The sequence below is a fragment of the Anaerobacillus sp. MEB173 genome (assembly GCF_052119505.1).
In the GTDB taxonomy this organism is placed as follows: domain Bacteria; phylum Bacillota; class Bacilli; order Bacillales; family JBJMAU01; genus JBJMAU01.
The window spans coordinates 14,469-40,176 of record NZ_JBJMAU010000026.1; the positions used below are offsets into that span (position 1 = coordinate 14,469).

Consider the following 25,708-nt stretch of genomic DNA (forward strand, 5'->3'; position numbering starts at 1 on the left):
TCATTATGTAGATAGGTTTATCATTTATGTTTTGCTTCAAACTCACAAGCTGCTAGACAATTTAATAGTTTTTTCAAAAGTAATTTTTCTTGCTCTTCAAACTTCTCTAAAATTTGCTCATTTAAGTTCTCCACACATGTTCGGAGTGGGGCTTCTAATTCTTTGCCCTTCTGTGTTAAATAGACGAGGCTTCGACGTCGATCAAGAGGATCTTCTTTTCTAGTAACCAACTCGACACTAATTAAACGATCAATAATTCCAGTGATTGTTGAATTATCAAGCCTTAAGGCATTTGAAATTTTGCTGGAATTCAAGCCGTCATTTTCCCAGAGAATATGTAACACGCCATATTGAACAGGAGTGATTCCAAATTCAAGTAGTTTACTTTTAAAATGTTGAGAAACTTTCTGTTGGGTTTTTGATAATAAAAAGTTGATACATTCATTAAGCTGCACTAATTATCACCTCTATCGATAAGAAAATTCGGAATTATTTAAATTGTTAATTGTTATTTTATAGTTACACGGATTATTTTGCAAGCCAAATATTTGGTGCGCAAAATAATTTTGTAATTAATGGTATAAGATGACGGGTTATGTTACGAATATAGTTATGGAGTTAAAATAGGAAAATAAGGTGGTAAAAATATATAATCATGTGTAACAGCTTTTGATATAGTCCGAATAAAATTGAAGGAGTAGGATTATCATGAATGAAAATACCATTAACAATTTAATTAAAGAACTTAAAGATATGAAAGAGGATCTGCAAAGAAAGGATAAAAGAATAGCAGATATTTTGGAACTCCTTGAAAAACAACGAAAGAATGAGCCAATCGGTGAAGATAAGTGGGATATTGAAAATGATACTGACGAACTCTTACATAAGGTATTAAATGCTGTAAAATCAAAAATTTCTAGACCATCTTATCAAACTTGGTTTACCAATATAACAATGACATTAGACGAAGAAATACTTACGATTATTAGCGAAAATGAATTCCAATGTGATTGGTTAGAAAACAGATACAGAACGTTGATTGAAGAAATAGTTGAAGAAATAACCGGACAAAAACTGATCATTAAGTTTAAGTCAAGCAATTAAGGGTTTAAGAGAGAAAGAGATAGTATATAGATTAACAAGCAAGAAATTAATCTTGCTTGTTATGACTTCTTTTTTTAGTTAGGTCTTCTCTATCTACTGATTGTGGCGGTTCTTCCAACCATCCATGTTTTATCATTAGGTTTGCACCATCTTCTGTATATTGACCAATTTCAGCTGATAAACGTACAAAATGTGTGATTAAATCACGTCGTGTACTTCCTGACATTGCCAACCCATAATTCCCAATTCCTGTTGCATTTAATAAGTTGATATGAAACATCATTAACTTATCACTAAAAGGTGCTTCCTGTGAATCTGTTACATCAGTATCCCAAGTCATTGGAGCAGGTATATCTTCATCCTTTAAAATCGAATTAAATACCTCAATATGTTTACTTGAAACCTCTTTTCCTCTTTTAAAAAAATCTCTTGAGTCTTGATGATCAGCTACTTGAGAAAATCCCATTATTAACGCTTTACCAACAGCATTAGTTTCAATGTTGTGATAGAGGTGTGCAATTTCTACACCTAATAATGGTTTTCGCTCACCAAACCAACCTGTGAGAAATCCTTGTTTTTTTACAAAATCAACTTTATCTGGTGGTGAAATAAATGGCGGTCTTACGTAAAGTCCTTTGGACAATATAACATCTTTTGCTTTTGCATTAAGTTCTAAATTTAAGTTCAAAGTTTTATTAAAATACTCACGAATATCCTTACGCGAACTCATCCCAACCCCCATTCCATAAGCAGTGAAACCTGCCTTGGCCATGTGATTTAAATATCGTAAAAAAAATTCATCTGACCAAAGTCGTTTTGCATTTAAATTTACATCTTCATTTGTAAAGCCATGTGGTAGAGGATAGCCTTCTTCCTTAAAAATCTTCTTTGCATCTTCAAGGCTTGTTTCAGCTGTTTTTAATGCAAATTCTACAACTGATTTAATCTCTGTATCTTCTACTATTTTCATGAAATATCTTAATACACAAATAGACAAACTATTATTAACGTAAGAACCCCAAAGACTCGATATTTCTGCTGAAGTCAATCTGATGTGGTTTTCAGTTTCCATTTGCTACACTCCTATTTTAATTTTTTCATTCGCATTTCTTTAGTATTTCCCAATAACAGTTAAAAATTTAAATAGAAAGCGTGAATTCGTGAAGCTAAAGGTAGAAGAAAAAACTGTAAATCATAACTAAAGGGCTGTATATAGACACAATGTTGATAGTATTAATCACTTGAAAAGTTTAAGTGCCAAGCCTGATGAAGTAAAATTTAAATAATATAGGAAGCTAAAACACACTGTATGCTAAACTGCACCAGTGTGTTTATTTTTTTATTGTTTATGTTGAATTTCCAAAATACATATAAAGCGAATTTTAGTAAAAAAGTTTATTCACTTCTGCTTCCTGTATTTGAAACAGGATTTGAATCAACTCTTCGTGGAATGATTTATGTGGGCTTGGGATTAATTGAAGTCATTATTATTCTTTTTATTCAACATCGAGCTAATTGCGAATCCAATTGAAATATTTGATGATATTACTACTACTGAGATTCAAAAACAGGTAGCGCGTCTTATTGAAGAAGATATCCGCTTTACGTTTCAAAAAGGGGTGGAAATGAATATTGATGTTTATCAATTATCACATACTCTCTATAAAAAAAGTCCCAGTCTATGGAGAGAAAGCAACGTCGACGGATACTTGCCATTAACGCCTGATTCTTTAGAGGAAGTCAATATTAATGTTAAAGTTATTAAATCAGGTAAGGATAAATTAAAGACGGTAAGTTAGTGGGAATTTTTGGTGTTTCTATAATCCCCCTTTTAAAAAGTCATAATGAAAGTATAGAAAGGGATTTGTCTGATGAATATAAGGGTGAGTCATTATTAGTAAAGGTAGACAGGTTGGAATACAAGCTGGACCAGGTTTTGGAATATATTGTTAAGAGTGCCTGCCCGTGATAAGTGAAGTGTTATCGTACTGAGGGACAGGCACTTTTTTTCGGTTAGTTCAAGTTGGAGTTGTTCTTTGATTTTTCCTTTTGGAGCAGCAAGCGTAAATCTTCCGTACATATACAATTACCTCAAAAAAGTATAACCGAAAGCCTCTACATTTGTTCATATTACATTTACCCACCAAAGAAAAAGTCAATCACATTGGAAGTTTTCGATGTTTGTTTGTTGTACAGCTCACTGTAGCCACAATTGGTACAATAAACAACTAAAAATTTATTATGTTGAATATCAAACATTTTCGATAAACCTGTTCCTGTTGTGGCAATTTCCTTTGTTTCAGCATGGGTATGTCCGCACTTGATACATCCTCGTTCTTTCATCATTACCCCTCCTAATAAAGTATCTACATAATACTACGATTATTTTCAGAAAAAGTTTCCATTTGAATTACTGTGGACGTGTTTTTAAGTCTTACGAGTTTTACAAAATCAGGTTGAAATGTTCTTATAAATTAAAGTTTGAATTTTCATTAAATAAGTGTAAAAAATCCCCATTTTATAGGACTATTGGTATATAATTGAAGATAGTCACATAAATTTTGGAAAATAAAGGAGGAATATTGGTTGATTAGGAAAGTAGTAACGTTACAAGTAGTTTTGTTTTTTGTGTTACTTTGTTTAGTATTTGGAAGTACAGTCTCTGCTAATTCAGTTACAAAAAACGATGAGGGAATAATTCAAGACGGTCGTACATTAGTACCATTACGAGCAATTTTTGAAACGTTAGGTGCATCAGTTGAATGGAAGGGAGCAACCCAGACGATTGTTGCGACCCGGGGTAATGATAAAATTGTTCTAGTTGTCGGTTCGAGAACAACAAATGTTAATGGAAAAAGTGTATTGATCGATGTTCCAGCTACGATATTTAATGGAAGAACTTTTGTACCGTTGCGCTTTGTAAGCGAAGCACTGGGAGCTGATGTTCAGTGGGATTCAAATAAGCTACTTGCCACGATTGAATCAAATAATAAAGTGATGGAAGTCTATGCTTCATCCGTTATGACGAAAGGGACAACTTCTATTGTCTATCGAAATAATCAAATGGGCTTTTTATTCTTACTTAATAAACAAGTAGCAGATCTATTAGTTGCAAAGCAAAGTAACTTTGTTGATGATTATCAAGGTCAAAGAATAGTAGAAAGTGTTAGTTTTTATTATAAAGATAAAACCCACTTGAGAAAAGATGTCTGGAGCCTGGAGATTTCAAAATATACGGCAAATGAATGGAATAATTTTTATCGGGAAGGTATGGCCTTTTCGCTTGTAAATACACAAGATGGTTGGGTTTTTGCGATTTTACAGCCTGGAGAACACCCATATATGTTTGATGGTTATAATGTAAACCATCGTGAAGCTAAACAATTTGTCGATACGCACTATAAATTAGTAGATGCGATTGAAAAGACGATAAAAGTCTATTAAGGTTTTTGAACAATCTTAGTCTTGTAAAAAAGAAATAGGAGGAAATCAAATTGAAAGTTTTGAAGTTCGTTCTAATAAGCTTAACACTATTTTGGATTTTTAATTTAAGTGCCAATCATACTCAGGCATATAGTGACGTTTCAATCTACATAGAAAATGGCAATAAACAATATTACAACAATGAAGGTGTGATTCAAAACGGCACAACATTAGTCCCATTAAGAGGAATCTTTGAATCGTTAGGTGCAACGGTTCAATGGAATCAAAAAGACAAAACCATTAATGCTACAAAAGGAAACACAACGGTATGGTTGAAAATCGGGTCTAAGACAGCAAAAGTAAATGGAAAAGCAGTTACGATTTCTGTTCAGGCTCAAGTGATTGAGGGGCGTACGTTTGTTCCTCTTCGTTTTATTAGTCAATCATTAGGGGAAAACGTTCATTGGGATAGCTCGACAAGAACTGTAACCATCGGAGGAGATGGAAGTGGAAAAATTCAACATTCAGCATGGTTAGGTCAATATTATAATTTAGGATACTCAGGGACCGGTGTGATTACGGATTTATATGTGTATAAAAAAGCCCCAGAGTCAATATCATTTGTATCACAGACAGGTTACCGCTATGATCCAACCGGTGGTCAATTAGCGGGTTATCAAATGCCATGGGAATTTAATGATTATTATGGAGAAGCCAAATTAATCTCTAACAATACTGCATCTTTTAGTAGTGGAAGTTGTAAAGCTACATTTGAATTAGTGGGTGAATCCATTCGTGTTTATGAAATATCAGAAGAAGGTAGTTGTGATTTCACAGGGTTAGGTATCTATTATGACGATGAATATTCAGCTTATATAAAATAGTAATTTTTGTGAGGTTGCAATTTTGTTTCCCCATCAAAGATAGCAAGTTTTTTTTAAGGGAAATGGGACCTTACCCTCAATGCGTAAATTTTTAACGCAGCGGGGGACTGGTCCCAATTTCGATTAATTTTCTTATCTTTTATTAGTTGAATTTTATAAATTACAATACTTATTTATCCTTATATCAGCAGTTACTCCATGTGCAACCATTCCTTCATAATTACATTGTCTAGCGATTACAGGAGCTAATGAGCGACTAGCTTTTTTTGTACATTGTTGATAAGTGACGGTCTTAATAAATTTTCCAACCCACAGTCCACCAGTATACCTAGCTGCACCCTCGGTTGGCAGAATATGATTCGTACCGATTCCTTTGTCTCCATATGCAACAGTCGTTTCTTCACCGAGGAAGAGAGAACCGTAATTTTTTAAATTCTTAAAATAATATTCAAGGTCCTCAGCATGAACTTCTAAATGTTCTATCGCATATTGATCTGCTACTTTAACAGCTTCTTCCTTATCCTTAACAATGACGATTTCTCCATTATTTTCCCAAGCTGTTTTTGCTACATTAGCTGTTTCTAGTAACGGAAGTTGTTTTTCCATTTCAACTAACACTTTTTTCACAAATTCTTCGGAATTACCTATCAAAATGGCAGCGGCCTTCGGGTCGTGTTCACTTTGTCCCCATAAATCAGCAGCTACAATACTTGGATCAGCAGTGTCATCAGCAATGACCAATATTTCACTTGGACCTGCAATTTGATCAATACCTACTTTCCCAAACACTTGACGCTTTGCCTCAGCTACAAATGCATTTCCTGGACCAACCAGAAAGTCAACAGGTTCAATATTTTCTGTACCATATGCCATTGCACCAATAGCTTGAACGCCTCCGATAGAATAAATTTCATTTGCTCCAGCTGCATGAATAGCGAATAACACACCAGGATGAATTCCCTGACCATTTTGTGAAGGAGTACAAACAATTACACGTTCAACTCCTGCTACTTTAGCAGGGATCACGCTCATTTGGGCGGATGCAATAATTGGAAAACGTCCACCCGGTACATAAGTGCCAACGTTAGAGATAGGGATTAGTTTTTGACCAAGTTTAATTCCAGGTTGAATTTCCATTTCAAATTCAGATAAACTTTCTAATTGTGCTTTAGCAAAGGTTCTTACTTGCTCTTGACAATAAAGAGTATCTTGAATAAAAGTTTCAGGTAGAGACTTAGTCGCTTTAAGGATTTCGTCCTCACTAACTCTAAAACTATCAGGGTTCCACTTATCGAATTTTACAGAATAATTACGTACGGCTTGTTCCCCAGTTTCTTCTATTTCTGTTAATATTTGTTTCACAGTATTGGCAACATCCATGTTTTGAGTGCCTGTAACCTCTTTTTTAACCTTTACGTATTTTGCCAAATAAAAACACCCTTTCATTTATATAGGTTAATTAAATAAATTTGGTAGCCAGAGAACAATATCTGGAACAAATATAATGATTAACAATGCGAGTAGAAGAACGGCGATAAATGGTAAAATGGCTATACTAAGTTTCTCCATTGTTGTTCCTGTAATAGGGACCATAACAAATAGATTCACTCCAACAGGAGGAGTTGCCATACCAATAGCAATTGCTACGACCATTACAATTGCAAAATGAACAGGATCCATTCCCAGTTCAGCAGTAAGAGGAGCTAATACTGGTCCTAGCAGCATGACGATTGCTGCACCTTCTAAAAACATTCCGATAACAATTAACATTAATAGAATCATTAAGATAATATAGTGTGGGTTATTTGTTAAACTTAATAGTAGATCTGCAAACATTTGCGGTATTTCATAGTAAGCTAGTAACCAACCAAATGGTGACGACATGGCTACGACTAACATTATGACTGCAGAGATGATTCCGCTTCGAATTAAACTCTTGATAATTCCATCCCATGTTAAGCTTCGATAAATAAGTCCACCAACAAGTAGAGAGTATGCTGCAGCTACAGCGCCACCTTCAGTTGGTGTGAATATTCCGCCTCTTATTCCTAAAATTATGATAATAGGTACGATAATAGCTAAAGCAGCAGCAAAGGTTACATCCCAAAAACCTTTCCAAGAGAGTGGGACTGTTGATCTAGGATAGTCCTTTTTAAGACCGATGATAAATGCGACCATCATCAGTAAAAAGGCGATTAAAATTCCTGGAAGTATTCCTCCAATAAACATCGCACCAATTGACACATTCATCATAGCTCCATATAAAATCATGATGACACTCGGAGGTATAATGGGTGCTAAGACTCCAGTACTCGCTATTAGTGCAGAAGAGAAGTGTTTATCATAACCTTCTTTTTCCATAGCAGGTCCTAACGTTTTCCCTAATGCGGCAGTTTCAGCAACGGCAGAACCAGATAACCCAGCGAATGTCACACCAGAGGTTATCGTAACAAGAGAGAGTCCTCCTTTTATTCTTCCAAAGAAAAATTTTGCAAAGTTAATTAATCGATCTGTGAAGCCAGAACGATTCATAAGCTCACCAGCTAATATGAAAAAGGGTATTGCCATAAGAGGAAAAGATTCAGTAGCTTCATAAATGTTTTGAGTTAGAATACTTAATGGTAAAGTAGATTGCACCAAAACGAAAACGACAACTCCAATTCCTAAACTAATAGAAATAGGAACGCCTATAAGTAAAGCGATGACAAAGGGAATAATAAGCCATCCAATCACTTATTCATCACCCTCCCTATGTCTTTAAAAATGAGGTGAACTGTATGCAGAATCATTAATAGCCCACCAATGGCCATGCTTATTCTAGGCCAAAATAAGGAAATTCCAAGTGCATCAGCTCGAAAAACTTGACTATTTAAAGCCATTTCTAAACCGACATAAGTAAAAAAGGCAAAAAAAGATAAGATTAATATTCTACTAACCATAATTAAAAAGAATTGCGGTTTGTTAGAAAGTTTGTTTACAAGTATATCTAAACTGATATGCTCTGATTGCTTGATAGCGATAGCAGATCCAATAAAAGTCATCCAGGCCATGAGAAATTTTGTCAATTCTTCAGGCCAGGACAATCCTGTATTGAATACATAACGAAGTACCACCTGTATAAGAATAGAAAGTAACATTAAACCAACAATACCGCCAAGCAAGGCTTTTGAAATATTGTTTAAAACATTACTTAACCTTTCAACTCCTCTATTAATAGTCCCATACATATCCTCACTTCTCCCTTTACTAAATAAAGCAGAACCATAAATTTACCGATCATTCTATTATGGTTCTGCTTCAAACTAGTGTTTAGTCCTGGATATCTTGAATTTGTTTAATTAAATCTTGATCAACTTCATCTTTAAATTGATCCCAAACTTTCATTCCATGTTCCATCCAAATATCTAATTCTTCCTCGGTAGGAGTATAGAATTGTACTCCAGCGTCTTTCATCTTTTGCTTTAATTCTTCATTTAGTTCTATTGATTTAACAAAATTAAATTTTTGTGCTTCTTCAGCAGCTTCTAGAATAATTTCTTTTTGATTTTCTGATAATTTATTTTCAAAACTATTCTTACTTATTAAGGCTAAGTGAACCGCGTGGATACCGCCTGTTTCAGTCACGTATTTAATGACTTCCTGATGATTAGCAGTAACTGCCCAATGATATTGTTGAAGTTGGCCATCAACAACGCCTTGTTCTAAAGACGAATAGACTTCAACCCAAGGGATTGGTGTAGCTGAAGCTCCTAATGCTTCAATCGTGGCAATTTCAATAGGACTAGGTGCAGATCGGAATTTAAGCGATTTCAAATCTTCAGGTAAAATAACTTCTTTTTTACTATTCATTACATCCCTTTGACTTCCTGGATCAGCAAAGAAGAGAAGTTTTAAATCCAATTCATCTTCTAAATTATTTTTAAACTCTTGACCAATTTCACTAGATAAAACTTTATGTGTGGCTTCTACATTTTTGAAAATATATGGGAGATCAAATACTAAAAACAAATCTGTAAATGGTGACATATTGTTTGTTCCTGAAGAGGCGATATCTAATGCGCCACTTAATAACATTTCAACGCCCTTTGTATCTCCAGCCAACTTCGAACTGTCATGAATTTGAATGCTAATCGATCCATTAGAGCGTGCTTCAACTTCTTCTTTAAATTTTTCGTAGGTTAAGTAAATAGGAGTGCCAGGAGCAGATGTGTGAGAGAGTACTAATTGAACCTTTGGATCATCTGAATTTTCGGAAGAGGTATTATTGGAATTAGACTGTTCATTTGTTTGAGAGGTGTTGTTACTAGAACAGGCAGCAAGCAGAAAAACAAAGAGAAGAATAGTCATTATTCCCGGTATAAACTTTCTCATTTTCATTTTTATCCCCCTTAAATTTCACATTGTAGAATCGATTCCATTTTGAAACAATTCTTTATGTTATATATATAGAGGGTTAGGTGAAATATTCTTGAGATTTCTCCATATCATTAATAATTTTTCTTAATAGTAAGTAATAAGTTCAATTTATAAAAACATGAAATTCACTTTTAGATAATATAATAATTCCATAATGTGGAGCGAATTCCGAATGTATTATAAAGTGGAGGTAACTAGATATGAGTGAGGAAAAAGGAGTTAAATCTTTATATAAGGCACTTGATATTTTAGAAAATTTATCAGATGTAGGGGAGAAAATTGGTGTGAATGACTTATCAAAAATGGTAGGGATTCCATCGAGTACAGCGCATCGTATATTATCAACATTAGAATCAAGAGGTTACGTCGAGCAAACCTTAAATAATAAATACACACTTGGTTCAAAAATATTAGAATTGAAAACGTCGGTTCTGCAAAATAATTATTTAACTAACATAGCTCTACCAATCTTACAAAACGTAGTTGAAAAAACAAGAGAAAGCACAAATCTAGCTGTAAGAGAACATCTCGAAGTTATTCATATCTTAAGGTTAGAGAGTCCAGAAGTACTTAGAGCAAATATTAAAGGTTTTCGCTTGCCTATTCATTCTTCAGCGACTGGTAAGGTTTTACTTGCCTATGCACCTGACTCAATTATCAATGAATTACCAGATCAATTTTCTGCCAGTACCCCTAATACAATTACAACTAAAGAAGAGTTGATTTTTCATTTGAATAAAGTTAAACAACAGGGATATGCGCTGGATAATGAAGAGGGCTTTACAAGGGTAAGGAGTATCGCTTATCCAATTTATGATAATTTTAATCAGGTTAAATCGGCGATAAGTATAGTTGGTCCATCTGAAAGGTTTGATATCAATAAAATACCTGAATACTTAAAAATATTAGAGGATGCGTCTTCTGAAATATCCAAAAAAGCAGGGGTATACCTAACCTGAAAATAGGGATGAATTTATACCATATATTTAAGGATAAACTTTTGTAGAGTAGAAAATTGAGTGCTTTGAATTGGAATATATATAAGAATTGAGTAATAAAAAAGGAACCGTGGGGGTTCCTTTTTCTACTTAATCTTTTTTAGCTATATACGTTACTACAATTTGCTGTCTTAGCTCAGAATCCTCTCATTTATTCCCTATTGAGCAGAGGAAACTGCAATCCTATTCTCTCTTTTAATCGTTTTTCTAGTTAAAGAATAAACGGCACATACTAAGGAAATGATAACGATCGCGCTTCCAAGCCATGCTGTATGGGAAACCGTACCAGAGTGACTTAATACCAGGCCGCCTGATGCCGAACCAAGGGAAATACCAATCTGTAATGCTGAATTATTAAAGCTTTGCTGAATGTCAGATGTAGCAGGGTCCGTTTGAATCAAGTAGCTTTGTTGTGGTGGTGCCAGACTCCAGCTTAGCGCTGCCCAAAACATCATCATTGGGATGAAAAGGATCAGGGAAAAAGTCGTGAATGGTAATAAGAATAGAACAATAGCAAATGTACTAATCACAACGATAATGCTTTTACCAGCCCCAATTGAATCTGAAAGAATTCCTCCGAATGCTCCGCCACTTACCGCTGCAATCCCAAAAAGTAAATAACAAATACTAATCCAATGGGAATTCATATGAAGCTCTGTTTCTAAAAAGGGTGTGAAATAGGCATAAAGTGTATAGTGTCCTGCCAGCATAAACATCGTTGCAAGGTGGGCACTGCCTAACTTTGCACTCCCAACTGCCTTAAATTGTTGTGAAAGTGGGATCGTATTCTCCCCAGGGATACGTTCCAAAAAGATAGAAATAAGAATCATCGATCCAATCGCTAACATGGCAATGCCAAGGAAAATGACACGCCAGCCGAATGTATTTGAAATGAGTATACCTAGTGGTACACCCATCACTAGCGATGAACTTATACCCATATAGATGAGCCCTAAAGCTTTAGCTCGGTGAGTCGGAGCAACAATTTTCGCAGCAATCGTTAAGGACAGCACAACGATTAATGCTGTACTCATGGCAGTTAAAACCCTTGCTACCATCATAAAAGTAAAACTGGAACTGAAATATGTCATGATATTTCCAATGAAGAAAATAAACAAGGATACGAGATATAACTTTTTTCTTTCTATTTTACTGGTAAGTACTAGTAAAACTGGACCAGCAATGGCGTAAATAAGTGCAAAAACGGTGATGAGCTGTCCGGCACTGCTTAACGAGATGTTAAAATCGTCTGCGATTGTAGGGAGTATTCCACCTACGATTAATTCTACAAGCCCAACGGCAACAGTTGATAATGCGAGTATAAATACTTTAAAATTCATCGTATTGTCCTTTCATCATATGAATAAATTTCAGAAAAAAAAATCCTGATTACAGAAAAGGACTGAACTCCTTTTTCTGTAATCAGGATTTTTATGGTTCCTGGTAGAGACCCTCAAGCCATATTCTTGAGGTTATACAGAGATTCCTTATTTAGTTTCATAAACATCTTTGAAGAGTTTACTAGATTTCTTCCGATTTTTCAAGTGTAACATTCAAAAAGGTTGCCATTTTAGCTTTAACAAGGGTTATTCCTATTGGAGATTTTGTTTAATATATCTATAAATATATTATTGGAATTATTGGATAATTTGATTAGAATAAGGGGAAGTTTCGCATTTGACTAAATACTGTGCAGCAAAGATATTAATTTTTGAAAGACCTTTGTTAAAGAATGTACTTAAATTAACAGAGAAGTTTTACTTTAAGAAGGATTTTACTTCCTGATGATGAATATTTATCTAAAACTTATAAAGGAGTGGAAAGATTTATGTTTAGTAAAGTTGGTCAAATTATGTTGTATGTGAATAACCAAGATGAGGCAGTGAATTTTTGGACAGAAAAATTAGGCTTTGCTGTGATTTCTGAAGAAAATAACGGTCAAGGATTGAGATGGATTGAAATTGCTCCAAAAAAGCGTGCAGAAACTTCCATCATTCTCCACAATAAGGAGTTCGTTGCAAAAATGTCTCCGGGATTAAACCTTGATACACCTTCATTAATGTTTTTCTCTGAGAATCTCGAACAATTACAAAGTGACTTATCAAATAAAAAAGTCACTGTCGGAGAAATTGTAAATATGCCATCCGGGAAGGTATTTAACTTTGCAGATAATGAAGGCAATTACTTTGCCGTAATGGAAAAATAGTAAAATAAATGAAGAAAAATAAAATCTATTCCTTTATTCCGATACTGCCAAATCAGGAAACGTGGTATGAGTTAAGAGCCGGGCTGTACAATAATTAATACATCAACAATAGTTGGTCGTTTATTTTGTTTTTGGGCTTTACACATACAGATTGTAGAGCTTATTCAAAGCTATAATCCCACAATCGTTATTGTTGAGCATGATCAGGCATCTCAACAAACAAACTATATCCTATGTAGTTAACTATATAGAATTGAAGTTATAATCCGTAAATCTAGTTAACCTTATATTTCGAAAGGGTACAAATCTAGATTAAAACCAATTAACAAAACAAACTCATTTGCTGCACAGAACCATACTGGTAATGATTATAAACATCTAAGAGACGATCACTTTTATCGGTGGTCGTTTTTCGCAGTTTATCCATGCTGTGCAGCTTGGATAAAAAGAATAATTGGTGATGAAGGAGATACTTTAGAATATAAGGATGGAAGAGTTTATCGGAACGGTGAGGAATTAATCGAAGAGTACTTAAAAGAAGACATGACATTTCCCTTTGAAACAATAGTTGTTCCAGAAAAACATGTTTTTGTTATGGGTGATAATAGGAATGGTAGTCGTGATAGTAGGGAAATAGGTCCTGTTCCGATAGATAACATAGTGGGCAAAGTTTTGCTCAGGTTTTAATCATTTGATAAAATTAGAGAATTTTAATTAATAAGTATTTATACAACTAAGCATCCGATTGTTCAACAAGAACAGTCGCTTCTTGTGTTAAAAACTTGAAAACAGTTATAAACTCTTATCCTTCTCTTTCTGTAATTTTAATAGTATTTATTCCTATTACAATGTTGTATCTGTTTCCGCCATTGAATTCAAATGCATTTACGAGCTTCAGTGGTCATGGTTATAATGTTGAAAATTTAACCAATAGAAACATAGAGGTGTTTAATACGGGTTTTTTTAATGTAACTATAAAAGAAGTTCTCATAAATGATAACATAAAGCCTCAAGCCCAAAACATGGTTATAAGTGATTCCGAAGAGATTCAATCTTGGATGGTTTCTACTGATAATGATCCTACTGAAGATGAACTGTCGTTTGTTGTTGAACGCAACAAAGAAAGTCTAAGAAACTATATCATTGAAAACAACAAGCTAGTCGAACCATTTGAAACTAAAATGGGAGGACCGAAGTATTATTTTTGAATGCTTTTTTCTTATTGAACAAACGGTATGCGATTCTTTAATAAAGGATCGCTATTTTTTTTTACCAAAATAAAGGAAATCAATGTTAACATTGAAATATATCTAACGGTTGATCAACAAACGAAGCACTTTAGTTGAATAAAGGGTATTGATCTAACCTTATTTAATAATGATTTATAAGTGCTGTATTTTGAAAGGGTGATAACGTGAACATTAGAAAAAACAAAAAAACGGAAGTTAATAAATTAATAAAAATATGGTACGAAGGTTCCGTAAAAGCACATGACTTTATCGATAAGGATTATTGGAAATCACAGCAAAAGGAGATGGAAGGAAAATATCTTCCAATGTCTGAAACCTATGTTATAAGTAATGAAATAGAAGTTGTGGGCTTTGTATCAATGGTAGATAATTATTTGGCTGCACTGTTTATTGATGTTAAACACCAAGGCGAAGGATACGGAAAAAGATTATTAAACTTTATAAAAGAAGGAAGGGAAAATATACAACTGAAAGTGTACAAGAAAAATAGGAACGCCGTTAATTTTTATGTGATGAATGGTTTTGTAATAAAAGAAGAATTATTAGATGTACAGACTGCTGAGGAAGAGTTTTTAATGGGATGGGAAAGAGTTTAAGTTCCATTAGGTGAGTCAGAATATTACATAAAATAAAGATGAACATTCTTCTGTTAAAGGAAGCTAATCTACAAGAAGGAGAGAGAGAAAAGTGGCAAAGATAAGCTTTTTTACTGGAATTGGTTTGATAGCATTAAGCGGTCTCTTATTTACTTTTGAAAGATTTTTTGCTGTTTATTTATATGTTAGTGAAAGTTCCGCAGTCAAAATAAGAGGAAGTGGTTCCTATGGACCTTTAAGTATGCCAAGTATATTTGATAATTTCTACGTCGGTTTTTTATTAGTTCTAGGACTGGTCTTACTTGTACTAGGGATTTTTAATGGAATCACAAATAAAGATAACTCTTAAAGTAACGGGTGCTATAGCCAAATATAGGCTATCTGTCTTATGCCTACCGAGGAAGAATACTGGAAGAAGTTAATAATTTAAATGATGGTGATATTTATGGAATGGAAAGAACTTAAAGATAGTAACAATATTGTAAAAGTCCTAAAAAGATTGATAGAAAGCACCTTTTATCTATGGTTACATGGAAATAATGATAAAGGGTGCACCATATCAATGTTTTGAATCGGATACTATATATAAGGGCGCATTTCAGGAGTAACGATAAAAGTCCAATTTCTCAATTTTACTGAGAAATTGGACTTTTTTATATTTACTTATAGTGCAGACAACTCCTAAAATGGCAGATTCCAAAATGTTGTTTAGGAACAATCAAAAAGCCACGAAGCGCCTTTATACCAGTGTTTCGTGGCTTTCATTTTCAAAACCGTTAGTGCAGTTTATTTTTCAGCAGTTGGTTTATCGTCATTTTCTTCCAAAAATTCTCTAAAATGATCTCCCCAATCACAAATGGAAGTTACAACAGGTTCTAGAAGTAAACCAACTTCACTTAGTTGATACTCCACTTTAGGAGGTACAACCGGGTATACAACTCTAGTAACTATTTTATCTTCTTCTAATTCTCTTAATTGTCTAATTAACATACGTTGATTGACATCGGGAAGGTATTTTTGTATTTCACTTAATCTTAATGGAGACTGTTGGAGCAGAGACCATATAATGGCTATTTTCCAGCGTCCACCTATCACCGATAAAGCCAAATCTTTACTAGTAAAAAACGTTTTTTCTTTATAGGAGATTTCTATATATTACCATCCCTTTCTATGTTGTTATTCCTTTATAGTGACATAAATGTCAGTATTGTCTGAATTATTATAATGTGTAATTATGGAAATGTAAATGAGAAAAAAAAGAAAGAAGGGATTCATTTGAAAAGTAGAGCTGCTGTTGCATTTAAACCAGGAGAACCGCTTCAAATTGTAGAAATCGATGTAGAAAAACCAAAAGCAAAAGAGGTATTAGTAAAAATACTTTATACATCAGTTTGTCATACAGATGCTTTTACATTATCAGGTGATGATCCGGAAGGTGTATTTCCTGCAGTACTAGGTCATGAAGGTGCTGGTGTTGTCGTTGCTGTAGGAGATGAAGTCAATTTAGTAAAACCAGGAGACCATGTGATTCCACTATATACGGCTGAATGTGGAGAATGTAAATTCTGTCGTTCTGGTAAAACAAACTTATGTAGTGCCGTACGAGAAACTCAAGGTAAAGGTTTAATGCCTGATGGAACTACTCGTTTCTCTTATAATGGAGAGCCGATTTATCATTACATGGGAACAAGTACATTTAGTGAATATACAGTCGTTCCTGAAATTTCTCTAGCAAAAATTGACCCAGAAGCGCCGCTTGATAAAGTTGGTCTATTTGGCTGCGGTGTGACTACAGGAATTGGCGCTGTACACAAGACAGCAAAAGTAGAAGAAGGAGCTGTGACAGCCGTATTTGGTCTAGGAGCGATCGGATTAGCTGTGATTCAAGGATTGGTTCAAGCAAACGCAAGACGAATTATTGCTATTGACATAAATGAAGATAAGTTTGAATTGGCTAAAAAAATGGGAGCAACTGATTTTGTTAATCCTTCTAAATTTGATAAACCAATCCAAGAAGTCATTGTTGAAATGACAGATGGAGGGGTCGATTATAGCTTCGAGTGTATTGGAAATGTTGAAGTCATGAAGTCTGCTCTTGAATGTTGTCATAAAGGTTGGGGTGAAAGTGTTATTATCGGTGTAGCAGGCGCAGGTAAAGAGATTCATACCCGTCCATTCCAATTAGTAACGGGTCGAGTATGGCGTGGTTCTGCCTTTGGCGGCGTGAAAGGAAGAACAGAGCTTCCAGGAATGGTTAAAGATTATATGAATGGTAAAATCGATATCGATTCGTTTATTACACACCACTTAAACTTTACAGACATCAATGAGGCATTTGATTTGCTTCATAAAGGTGAGTCAATTCGGACGATGCTAACATATGGAGAGTGAGAAAGTGAGACTAAAACTTATTGAAAAACATCGCTCTTTCGGTGGAGAACAATGTAAATATACTCATTATTCAGAAGTTTTACAATGTGAGATGACATTTAGTATTTACTTACCGTCAAATAAAGACGTGAAAAAAATCCCTCTTATTTGGTGGCTGTCTGGTTTAACATGTACAGATGATAATTTTAGTCAAAAAAGTGGATTTCAACGATTGGCAGAAAAATATCAAGTGGCCGTTATAATTCCAGATACTTCACCACGAGGAGAACATGTTGCGGATGATGACGGATGGGATCTTGGACAAGGTGCGGGTTTTTATCTAAATGCGACACAAGATCCGTGGGCAAAGCATTATCACATGTATACGTATATAGTAGTTGAGTTAACCGCTATTGCGCAAACATTGGTACCTTATTTTTCAGGAGAAGAGAGCATCATGGGTCACTCAATGGGTGGTCATGGAGCTTTAGTGATTGGCATGAAAAATGGAACAAGGTTTAAAGCGATTTCTGCCTTTTCTCCTATTTTGAGTCCTGGTAGAGTCCCGTGGGGAATAAAGGCTTTCTCGACTTATTTAGGTGGAGATCAAGCTGCTTGGAACGAATGGGATGCTTCAGAATTGATCAAAGAGGCCGGCATGCCTCCTATTCTCATTACCCAAGGTACTGAAGATCATTTTTATCCAGAACAATTAGATGAAACTCATTTTTTAAAAAATGCCCAGGAAAATAATCAAGTAGTACATTACGAGAAATCGGAAGGTTATGATCATAGCTATTTCTTTATAGCTACTTTCTTAGAGGACCATTTCTCATTTCATATGCAGCACTTAAGATAATTCAATTATTTTCAAAAATATAGAATGAAAATAAAAATATCCACATGAGCTGCAATGTGGATATTTTTATGACCCATTTAGTCGTGTTTAACCAGTATTTATTTGATAAATGGTTAATTGGGGGGGAGCGAAACTATGGATTTAAAAAAAATGTTAGCTAATGATTGTGTTAGATCATATTTATTAAAAGCCCGTTATGGGATTGAAAAAGAAAGTCATCGAGTGGATTTGTCGGGAAATTTAGCTAAAACAGATCATCCTAAGAGTATAACATTAAAAGATGATCACCCATATATTCAACGGGATTTTTCAGAAACACAAATGGAATTCATCACGCCTGTTATGGAGACATTAGAGGATCTGTTTAATTACTTAGCAGCGATCCATGATGTTGCTTATCGTTCTATCGGTGAGAATGAAATGCTATGGCCATTGAGCATGCCACCACAGTTACCAGAAAAAGAAGAAGACATTGCGATTGCAAAATTGAAAAATATTAGAAATTATCGATATCGTCAATATTTATCGCAATCTTATGGCCGTCGTAAACAAATGGTTAGCGGAATTCATTTCAACTTTGAATTCGGTGAAGAGTTGATTCAAGCGTTATTTAGCTTACAAACGGAGATAAAAGATTACGAACAGTTTAAAGCTGAGATTTATTTAAAGGTAACAAGAAATTATTTACACAACCGATGGTTAATAACTTATTTTTATGGGGCTTCTCCTATTAGTGAAAAGAATTTTTTTGAAAATCATTCTTTAAATAGAGCCGTAAGAAGCATTAGAAGTAGTAAATACGGTTATGTCAATTCTGATGAGGTTAAAGTGTCGTATCGTAGTATCCAGAACTATCTATCAGATCTTTCTTTAATGGTTAAAAGAGGGCTTCTATCAGAAGAAAAGGAATTTTATGCACCTATTCGATTAAGAGGTGGGCATCATTTTTCAGATTTAGAAGATCACGGTGTTCAGTATATTGAATTGCGCAATATAGATTTAAATCCTTTTGAAACATATGGAATTAGTTATGAACAAGCAGAATTCCTCCATCTTTTCTTACTTTATTTACTATGGAAAGATGAAGGAGATCATTGTGATGAATGGGGAAGAATGGGTGATTTTTACAATGAGATAGTGGCTCTTGAGCATCCGTTAGCGCACACACAATTTGAAATAGAAGCTAAGAAGATGATTGATGAGATGGAACATTTTGTAGAAATCTTAGATGTAACTGTTTCTGATACGTTATTTGTTCATCTGAGAGAAATGCTAATGAATCCAAGCAAGACTTTAGCTGGTAGACTTTATATAGAAAGTAATAAAAGCAGTCAAAGTCAAGTGGCTAAGTCAATTGCTAATCAAAATTATAAAAAGTCATGGGATAAGCCATATCAATTAGCAGGTTTTACGGATATGGAGTTGTCCACTCAGATTTTAATGTTTGATGCCATTCAACAAGGTATTCAAGTAGAAATTTTGGATCGAAAAGATCAATTTTTGAAGCTGAAATTAAAAGATCATGTTGAATATGTGAAGAATGGGAATATGACAAGTAAAGACAATTATGTATCCACTTTAATTATGGAAAATAAAACAGTAACAAAGAAAATTCTTCACCAACATGGATTTCGAGTGCCTAAGGGTGAGGAGTTTCAAACAATCGATCAAGCTTTGCGATCCTATCATTTATTTTCCACTCAACCTTTTGTTGTGAAACCGAAAACAACAAACTATGGATTAGGAATATCGATCTTCAAAGATGGCGCAAATTACGAGGACTACCAAAAGGCACTCACGCTAGCATTTAAAGAAGATTCATCTGTATTAATAGAAGAATTTATCAATGGAACGGAATATCGATTTTTTGTGTTAAATGATAAAGTTTATGCTGTTTTATTACGAATTCCTGCAAATGTTAGAGGTGACGGTAAACATACAATTGAAGAATTAGTTATGCAAAAGAATCGCGACCCGTTAAGAGGAAAAGACCATCGAACACCTTTAGAAACTATCCAATTAGGTGAATTAGAGAACCTCATGCTTAAAGGTCAAGGGTTTGAAATCGATTCGATCCCACAAGAGGGTGAAATTATCTATCTACGTGAAAACTCCAATATTAGTACAGGTGGAGATTCGATTGATGTGACTGATCAAATTCCTGATGATTATAAAAAAATAGCAGTGGATGCGGTATCGGCACTCGGGGTGAAAATTTGTGGCATTGATTTGATTATTGAAAATACAGAGGTTCCTGCAGATCATGAAAACGCTTATGGAATTATTGAAGCGAACTTTAATCCATCGATGTATATGCATATTTATCCATATAAAGGAAAATCCCGACGATTAACCATGCATATCATCCATTATTTATTCCCCGAACTTTTACAAAGTCAGGAATCAAAGTCAGTCAAACGAGTACGACTAGTAAAAAGCGGGTCCACAACAGTAAGCTGTTGAATGACGATACAGTGATTTATCTTCATTCAGCAGAGGTAACCTCGCCCTAAAGTAGGGGCATGGTCAAAAATGCGATTCATCCATGCCAGAAGAAGAAATTAGATCTTTTATGAAGAAGTAATTCAATTAATTCCAAAGCGACAAGTGTCTGACAAATTCTACTTGGAACATTTTTGACTAAGGTATATCTTGATTTGAAAATCTAATAAGATAAATCAAGTTATTCCATTAAAGGGCGCATTACCACAACAACGGTAATGCTTCTTTTGCAGGTATTGAAGCAGGTTAGTCCAAGAAGGAAATGTTTTTAATGTTGGATAACTTAAGGAGGATGAATTATGGTTAAGTACCACAGACCGAGAAAAATACTTCTAGATTTAGCAGTTACTTTAGATGGATTTATTGAAGGACTAAAAGGGGAAGTAGACTGGTGTATAATGGATTCTGATATGGACTTCATTAATTTCTTAAATCAAATAGAAACTATTTTATACGGAAGAAAAAGTTATGATTTATGGGGTCATTATAAACCTGATACTAAAGTTTCTGATACAGAAAAAGAAATTTGGGAATTGGTCCACAGTAAAGAGAAATACGTGTTTTCAAAAACACAAAAGGAGTCCGAAAATAACGTTACATTTATAAATGAAAATATTGAGGAAGAAATAATTAAATTAAAGAATAAGCCTGGTAAAGACATTTGGCTCTATGGTGGGGCAAGTCTAATTACAACTTTTATAAACTTAGGGCTTATAGATGAATTTAGATTATCTGTTCACCCTATTATCTTGGGAGAGGGAAAACCCCTGTTTATTGACATTAAGCAAAGGGTAAATCTAAAACTGGTTGAAACAAAAAGGTTTTCCTCTGGTGTAGTTCAATTATGTTATCAAATTAATGAGTAAACGGTTTTTTCTACTTATCTTCACGTAATATGTAGTTGTTTCCATCTTGGTCTTTAAACGAAAACATTGTACCAAAAGGCATTCTTTGCAGTTCATCTACTGCTACTCCGTTTTGCTTCATTTTCTCGTAAGCAGATTCAATATCAGTTGTGCTAAAAAGTATAGAAGGATGAGCAACAGCAGAGGGGTTCTGAAGTTCCATTGCTGATTTAGAGTAAAGAACTAGGGTGGTAAATTCGTCTTCACTTGGACCAACCTCTATCCAAGACATGTTAGGCCCCATAGCTTGTTCAAACTTTAAGACAAAACCAACTTTGTTTAACCAGAAGTCTTTAGCCTGTTCTTGATCATTTACATAAACAGTTACTTTACCAATTTTGTTAATCATAAGAAAACTCCTTTTTGTATATAACATGCAATAATAATTATTTTACTAATTCATTCGGAAATAACAATTCTCCAAATTCTCTTATAATTTGTTATATGTCCTTAATACCCTAAACTAGTTTAAAGTATGGGTGATGAGAGGATTTTGGTAATAAATTCGCCGAAAAGACAATCGTCGCTTCTGCTAAACCACCAGACACCCGACCAATGCGTACCTGTTGCGCAATTTTCCCGGGAGTAATGGGGGATTGTTCCAAGATGCTAAGATTCATGGAAATATATCCTTTCTTTTCGCATTAAAATCAACGATACCGCTCTTCCTTAAATGGATTCGCCGTCATAGAATAGCCCAGCTCCTCCCAAAATCCCGCTTCATCTTCTTTCATGAATTGAATACCAGTAGCCCATTTCGATCCCTTCCATAGGTAAAAGGAGGCAGGGGGGATAAATCTTAATGGATAGCCATGCTTCGGTGTTATCTCTGACCATTGTTCCTGATTTACATCCTTATAGCGATACACGAACAACGAATCATCCCCCATTAAATCCTTCAACGGTAAATTTGCTGAGTAACCAAATGGGTCCCCATTATAATAACCGAATATTTTCACATAATTGACGTCTGGGCGAAGCCTTACTTTTTTTACTAACTCTCGCAACGTAATCCCTTCAAACGCCATTCCAAATTTGGACCATGTCGTCACACAGTGCATGTCAATCGTAGAAATCGTTTTTGGTAAATCCATCACTTCAGAGTAAGTGTACGTTTTCTCTTCTTCCACTTCGCCAAATAGTTTAAATCTCCATGTTTCTTCGTTAAACTCATACACTTCCCCTTGATGTAAAATAGGCCATTTCTCTGTTTCGAATTGTCCTGGAGGTAATTTTGCCATGATTTTTTTCCTTTCTATGTAAAAAATAGTATTTTTATGCTTATCTTAGTAAAAATGATACCGATTTCTGGATTTTTTCGCAACTAACTGAAATGCTATTAGTGTGCTAGATAATAGGGAAGGATTCTGAATCAAAACAACAGTATCAATTCGGCAGCCTAAATCGAGCAACGAATGATGTTTTCCAAAAATTAGTGTACGAACGTTAGCCTTCAACTAAGTCATCTCATTTTAAATCATCTACTCTTCCTGTTATGATAAAAACAAATTATTATGTAATAACCTTTTGTATGGGGTCGCATAAATACTATAATACCCAAACACATCCAGGATCCATCCAACTAGTAAATTAAAAAGAAAGAAGTGGATATTCCATGCCAATAACTAGACCGACAAAATCCATCAACGAAATATCCTTTTCGGTCCTTGACCTTGCACCCATCGTGCAAGGGGGAACGGCTAGTCAATCCTTCCAACATTCGATAGAGTTAGCCCAGTTAACCGAAAAACTAGGCTTTAAACGGTACTGGTTAGCGGAGCACCATAATATGCCTGGCATAGCAAGCTCTGCAACATCCTTAGTAATCGGCCATGTAGCGGCACATACTTCTACTATTCGTGTAGGATCCGGTGGAATCATGCTTCCAAACCATTCGCCACTTGTTATCGCAGAGCAATTTGGAACCCTTGAAGCTATGTTTCCAGGCCGTATTGATTTAGGATTAGGGCGTGCACCGGGAACCGACCAACGAACAGCCCATGCCCTTCGTGGGGCAAACTACACCAATGGCGATGATTTCCCAAAACAATTAGAACAACTGCAAGCCTATTTCCAAGGTTCGGAAGCGGTACGAGCAATCCCTGGTGAAGGAGCAAATATCCCTATTTGGTTGTTAGGTTCTAGTGGGTTTAGTGCCCGATTATCCGCACAACTCGGGATGCCGTTTGCTTTCGCCAGTCATTTTTCACCTGAAAACACACTACCAGCCCTGGAATTGTATTACGAGAACTTCCAACCGTCGGAGGATTATAAAGAGCCTTACGCAATGGTAGCAGTAAACGTCATCGCGGCAGACACGGATGAGGAAGCAGAATTGCTTGCCACTTCCATCAAACAAAGCTTCCTAAACATGATGAGGAACACACCATCACAGTTACAACCACCAGTAAAGAATTTGGATGAGCTCATGAGCCCATATGAAAAGGCAGTTCTAGAAAAACAATTAGGCTCCACGTTCATCGGAAGTCCTATCAACGTGAAGAAAAAGCTGCAATCATTCTTAGATGAGACGAAGGCAGATGAGATAATGGTAAGCACAATGATCTATGACCACAACGCCCGGCTCTATTCCCACCAACTCGTGGCAGAAATAATTGGGTTGTAGGAAAAGGACAATGAAAACGTGGTTCCAATATGCAATTGTCTACACTTTTTATATATGAATAGGGCGAGAACACTCGCGACTTCAGTCGTGAGTAGTTAAACACTATCAAAAGGAATTATAAAAAAGAGATTTTGGAAAAGTGAACTTGGAAGTATTAAATAGTGTTCGAACTGTGCAATAGTGTAACAAGGGGTTGTCGATGTCGACAGCCCTATTTCATTATCAGGCAAGATACTTCAATAATGTATGGTTAAATGGAAAGTTTTTTATATTAAGATAAACAGGGAAGAATATGGGTGCAGACTTTAAAAAAGGTGGATTAAAAAAGTGAAAAAGATAATAATTTTTCTCCTTATTTTTTTGTTATGCACTCAAAATTTTTCATTTGTATCAGCGGAAACAAATAACAAATTGAAAGCAGCGTTTATAAAAAATAACGATTTATGGATTAAAATTGAAGACAAGGAAATGAAAATTACTAGTGGTGAATATGTAAGGTTTCCTAAGTGGTCTTATGATGGCAACTGGATCGCATACTTAAGTGGGAGAAAAGAAAACGAAACTACTTTATATCAAGGAGATCTTTGGTTGTATGATGTAAAATCTAATAACCATTTCAAAGCTACTTCAAATGTAAATAATAATATTCAGTGGGCACCGAATCAAAATACCCTTGCTTTTCAATCTGATTTAGTTTTAGAAGTCACAGATGTTAAATCGTTAAATCAACACCATAATGTTGCTTCAGGAATTATCAATTTTTCTTGGTTGCCTGATGGGAAAGGCTTTATAACTTCCTCTAAAGCAGGAGAAAGTGTTTTTTCGGACATTTTATTAACCAAAATTATTCCGAAAAATAATAATCAGTACCATCCTTATCATCTTTATACAATAAGAGTTGGAAAAAATGATTATTTTTATGGAACAAGCCAATTTAAATGGTCTTATGATCATAACTGGATTGCTTTTCAGATAACCCCAACAGCATCTTTATCTGCTGATAGTAATACCCTTGCTGTTCTTTCTAATGACGGTAAGAGTTTTTATAAAATAGATGAGATGTTGAATTACGAAGAATGGTTTAATTGGGCACCAAGGAAAAATTTCTTAGCATATATTCAAGGCTTTAATCGAATTTCAACATTAAATAAGAAATTAAAGGTTAAGAAAATGTTCGTGGACAACAAAGTTTTCTTTACTCCAAAAGGATATGTAGACCGAGATTTGACATGGAGAACTGATAATCAAATAGTTGTCTCACGATCTGCTGAAAGTGATCTGGTTGATGTTTCACAGAGACCAATGCCTAGCATTTACCATATTAATCTCGAAACTAAGAAGCAGAGAAAAATAACTTTACCACAAGCAAATGAAGGTGACTTTTATCCTATAAGTATTAATAATGGGGAAAATTTAATATGGATCAGAACGAATCGAGGACAAGCAAGTGTTTGGATCGGTGATACTAATGGAACAAATCAGAGAATCTGGATTAAGCAAATTGATTTGGGAACGTTGTATTATGAACATTGGAATTGGAAAGAAGTTTTTAGTTTATATAGATCTTAA

At 34.8% G+C, this 25,708-nt stretch carries 28 protein-coding genes and 1 riboswitch; of the genes, 16 read left to right on the forward strand and 12 right to left on the reverse strand.

What is annotated here, in order from left to right; all coding sequences use genetic code 11:
• Positions 1-20: 20 nt before the first annotated feature.
• Positions 21-455, reverse strand: coding sequence for a MarR family winged helix-turn-helix transcriptional regulator (locus ACJ2A9_RS22255; RefSeq protein WP_441423902.1), 435 nt, complete (start codon positions 453-455; stop codon positions 21-23).
• Positions 456-708: 253 nt separating this feature from the next.
• Here ACJ2A9_RS22255 and ACJ2A9_RS22260 point away from each other — a divergent pair, with 253 nt between their 5' ends.
• Positions 709-1,104: a DnaA N-terminal domain-containing protein gene (locus tag ACJ2A9_RS22260; protein ID WP_441423903.1), complete on the forward strand. Its 396-nt coding sequence runs from the start codon at positions 709-711 to the stop codon at positions 1,102-1,104.
• Between the two features lie 46 nt (positions 1,105-1,150).
• On the opposite strand, the gene ACJ2A9_RS22265 is transcribed toward ACJ2A9_RS22260, so the two are convergent.
• Positions 1,151-2,176: a DUF3231 family protein gene (locus ACJ2A9_RS22265; protein ID WP_441423904.1), complete on the reverse strand. Its 1,026-nt coding sequence runs from the start codon at positions 2,174-2,176 to the stop codon at positions 1,151-1,153.
• A gap of 403 nt (positions 2,177-2,579) precedes the next feature.
• On the opposite strand from ACJ2A9_RS22265, the gene ACJ2A9_RS22270 reads away from it, so the two are divergent.
• Positions 2,580-2,903, forward strand: coding sequence for a Ger(x)C family spore germination C-terminal domain-containing protein (locus ACJ2A9_RS22270; protein WP_441423905.1), 324 nt, complete (start codon positions 2,580-2,582; stop codon positions 2,901-2,903).
• 337 nt (positions 2,904-3,240) lie between these two features.
• Here ACJ2A9_RS22270 and ACJ2A9_RS22275 read toward each other — a convergent pair whose 3' ends face one another.
• Positions 3,241-3,447, reverse strand: a complete 207-nt coding sequence (locus ACJ2A9_RS22275) for a zinc ribbon domain-containing protein (RefSeq protein ID WP_441423906.1) — start codon at positions 3,445-3,447, stop codon at positions 3,241-3,243.
• A gap of 243 nt (positions 3,448-3,690) precedes the next feature.
• Here ACJ2A9_RS22275 and ACJ2A9_RS22280 point away from each other — a divergent pair, with 243 nt between their 5' ends.
• Together ACJ2A9_RS22280 and ACJ2A9_RS22285 are read left to right on the forward strand one after the other, a co-directional pair.
• Entirely contained in the window at positions 3,691-4,548 is an 858-nt protein-coding gene (locus ACJ2A9_RS22280; protein ID WP_441423907.1) for a stalk domain-containing protein, read from the forward strand.
• Positions 4,549-4,598: 50 nt separating this feature from the next.
• Positions 4,599-5,411 (forward strand): copper amine oxidase N-terminal domain-containing protein, encoded by an 813-nt coding sequence (locus ACJ2A9_RS22285; RefSeq protein WP_441423908.1) that lies wholly within the window; start codon positions 4,599-4,601, stop codon positions 5,409-5,411.
• Positions 5,412-5,564: 153 nt separating this feature from the next.
• Here ACJ2A9_RS22285 and hisD read toward each other — a convergent pair whose 3' ends face one another.
• The 4 genes from hisD to ACJ2A9_RS22305 form a co-directional block, all read right to left on the reverse strand.
• Positions 5,565-6,839, reverse strand: coding sequence for a histidinol dehydrogenase (hisD, locus tag ACJ2A9_RS22290; RefSeq protein WP_441423909.1), 1,275 nt, complete (start codon positions 6,837-6,839; stop codon positions 5,565-5,567).
• A 27-nt stretch (positions 6,840-6,866) separates the two neighbouring features.
• Positions 6,867-8,144 (reverse strand): TRAP transporter large permease, encoded by a 1,278-nt coding sequence (locus tag ACJ2A9_RS22295; RefSeq protein ID WP_441423910.1) that lies wholly within the window; start codon positions 8,142-8,144, stop codon positions 6,867-6,869.
• A complete protein-coding gene (locus ACJ2A9_RS22300) occupies positions 8,141-8,638 on the reverse strand; it encodes a TRAP transporter small permease (protein WP_441423911.1) in 498 nt (165 codons plus the stop codon). Before ACJ2A9_RS22300 ends, ACJ2A9_RS22295 begins: the two co-directional genes overlap by 4 nt.
• Positions 8,639-8,720: 82 nt before the next feature.
• Positions 8,721-9,788 (reverse strand): TRAP transporter substrate-binding protein, encoded by a 1,068-nt coding sequence (locus ACJ2A9_RS22305; protein ID WP_441423912.1) that lies wholly within the window; start codon positions 9,786-9,788, stop codon positions 8,721-8,723.
• 239 nt (positions 9,789-10,027) lie between these two features.
• Between ACJ2A9_RS22305 and ACJ2A9_RS22310 the strand changes: the two genes are divergently transcribed.
• A complete protein-coding gene (locus ACJ2A9_RS22310) occupies positions 10,028-10,786 on the forward strand; it encodes an IclR family transcriptional regulator (RefSeq protein WP_441423913.1) in 759 nt (252 codons plus the stop codon).
• 197 nt (positions 10,787-10,983) lie between these two features.
• On the opposite strand, the gene ACJ2A9_RS22315 is transcribed toward ACJ2A9_RS22310, so the two are convergent.
• Entirely contained in the window at positions 10,984-12,165 is a 1,182-nt protein-coding gene (locus ACJ2A9_RS22315; RefSeq protein ID WP_441423914.1) for an MFS transporter, read from the reverse strand.
• Positions 12,166-12,224: 59 nt separating this feature from the next.
• Positions 12,225-12,325, reverse strand: a riboswitch (purine riboswitch).
• Between the two features lie 328 nt (positions 12,326-12,653).
• Between ACJ2A9_RS22315 and ACJ2A9_RS22320 the strand changes: the two genes are divergently transcribed.
• From ACJ2A9_RS22320 to ACJ2A9_RS22340, 5 genes are all read left to right on the forward strand, one after another.
• Positions 12,654-13,031 carry a VOC family protein gene (locus tag ACJ2A9_RS22320; protein ID WP_441423915.1) on the forward strand — a complete coding sequence of 126 codons (378 nt, stop codon included), beginning with the start codon at positions 12,654-12,656 and terminating at the stop codon, positions 13,029-13,031.
• A 441-nt stretch (positions 13,032-13,472) separates the two neighbouring features.
• On the forward strand, positions 13,473-13,718 hold the full coding sequence (lepB, locus tag ACJ2A9_RS22325; RefSeq protein WP_441423929.1) for a signal peptidase I: 246 nt from the start codon (positions 13,473-13,475) through the stop codon (positions 13,716-13,718).
• 95 nt (positions 13,719-13,813) lie between these two features.
• Positions 13,814-14,239 carry a hypothetical protein gene (locus tag ACJ2A9_RS22330; RefSeq protein WP_441423916.1) on the forward strand — a complete coding sequence of 142 codons (426 nt, stop codon included), beginning with the start codon at positions 13,814-13,816 and terminating at the stop codon, positions 14,237-14,239.
• Positions 14,240-14,445: 206 nt separating this feature from the next.
• Entirely contained in the window at positions 14,446-14,877 is a 432-nt protein-coding gene (locus ACJ2A9_RS22335; protein WP_441423917.1) for a GNAT family N-acetyltransferase, read from the forward strand.
• Between the two features lie 91 nt (positions 14,878-14,968).
• Positions 14,969-15,226 (forward strand): hypothetical protein, encoded by a 258-nt coding sequence (locus ACJ2A9_RS22340; RefSeq protein ID WP_441423918.1) that lies wholly within the window; start codon positions 14,969-14,971, stop codon positions 15,224-15,226.
• A 437-nt stretch (positions 15,227-15,663) separates the two neighbouring features.
• Here the strand turns inward: ACJ2A9_RS22340 and ACJ2A9_RS22345 are convergent, their stop codons facing one another.
• Positions 15,664-16,029 (reverse strand): winged helix-turn-helix transcriptional regulator, encoded by a 366-nt coding sequence (locus tag ACJ2A9_RS22345; RefSeq protein ID WP_441423930.1) that lies wholly within the window; start codon positions 16,027-16,029, stop codon positions 15,664-15,666.
• 123 nt (positions 16,030-16,152) lie between these two features.
• Between ACJ2A9_RS22345 and ACJ2A9_RS22350 the strand changes: the two genes are divergently transcribed.
• From ACJ2A9_RS22350 to ACJ2A9_RS22365, 4 genes are all read left to right on the forward strand, one after another.
• Positions 16,153-17,268: an S-(hydroxymethyl)glutathione dehydrogenase/class III alcohol dehydrogenase gene (locus ACJ2A9_RS22350; protein ID WP_441423919.1), complete on the forward strand. Its 1,116-nt coding sequence runs from the start codon at positions 16,153-16,155 to the stop codon at positions 17,266-17,268.
• Between the two features lie 4 nt (positions 17,269-17,272).
• The gene (gene fghA / locus ACJ2A9_RS22355; protein WP_441423920.1) at positions 17,273-18,106 is read left to right on the forward strand and encodes an S-formylglutathione hydrolase; all 834 of its coding nucleotides are present in this window, start codon (positions 17,273-17,275) and stop codon (positions 18,104-18,106) included.
• A 135-nt stretch (positions 18,107-18,241) separates the two neighbouring features.
• Complete coding sequence (gene gshAB, locus ACJ2A9_RS22360; RefSeq protein WP_441423921.1) at positions 18,242-20,569, forward strand: bifunctional glutamate--cysteine ligase GshA/glutathione synthetase GshB; 2,328 nt, start codon at positions 18,242-18,244, stop codon at positions 20,567-20,569.
• Positions 20,570-20,907: 338 nt separating this feature from the next.
• Positions 20,908-21,474, forward strand: coding sequence for a dihydrofolate reductase family protein (locus ACJ2A9_RS22365; RefSeq protein ID WP_441423922.1), 567 nt, complete (start codon positions 20,908-20,910; stop codon positions 21,472-21,474).
• Between the two features lie 10 nt (positions 21,475-21,484).
• Here ACJ2A9_RS22365 and ACJ2A9_RS22370 read toward each other — a convergent pair whose 3' ends face one another.
• From ACJ2A9_RS22370 to ACJ2A9_RS22380, 3 genes are all read right to left on the reverse strand, one after another.
• A complete protein-coding gene (locus ACJ2A9_RS22370; RefSeq protein ID WP_441423923.1) occupies positions 21,485-21,862 on the reverse strand; it encodes a VOC family protein in 378 nt (125 codons plus the stop codon).
• A gap of 109 nt (positions 21,863-21,971) precedes the next feature.
• The gene (locus ACJ2A9_RS22375; protein WP_441423924.1) at positions 21,972-22,133 is read right to left on the reverse strand and encodes a hypothetical protein; all 162 of its coding nucleotides are present in this window, start codon (positions 22,131-22,133) and stop codon (positions 21,972-21,974) included.
• A 30-nt stretch (positions 22,134-22,163) separates the two neighbouring features.
• Complete coding sequence (locus ACJ2A9_RS22380; protein WP_441423925.1) at positions 22,164-22,754, reverse strand: molybdopterin-dependent oxidoreductase; 591 nt, start codon at positions 22,752-22,754, stop codon at positions 22,164-22,166.
• A gap of 374 nt (positions 22,755-23,128) precedes the next feature.
• Between ACJ2A9_RS22380 and ACJ2A9_RS22385 the strand changes: the two genes are divergently transcribed.
• Positions 23,129-24,139, forward strand: a complete 1,011-nt coding sequence (locus ACJ2A9_RS22385; RefSeq protein WP_441423926.1) for an LLM class flavin-dependent oxidoreductase — start codon at positions 23,129-23,131, stop codon at positions 24,137-24,139.
• Between the two features lie 327 nt (positions 24,140-24,466).
• Positions 24,467-25,708: a TolB family protein gene (locus ACJ2A9_RS22390; RefSeq protein ID WP_441423927.1), complete on the forward strand. Its 1,242-nt coding sequence runs from the start codon at positions 24,467-24,469 to the stop codon at positions 25,706-25,708.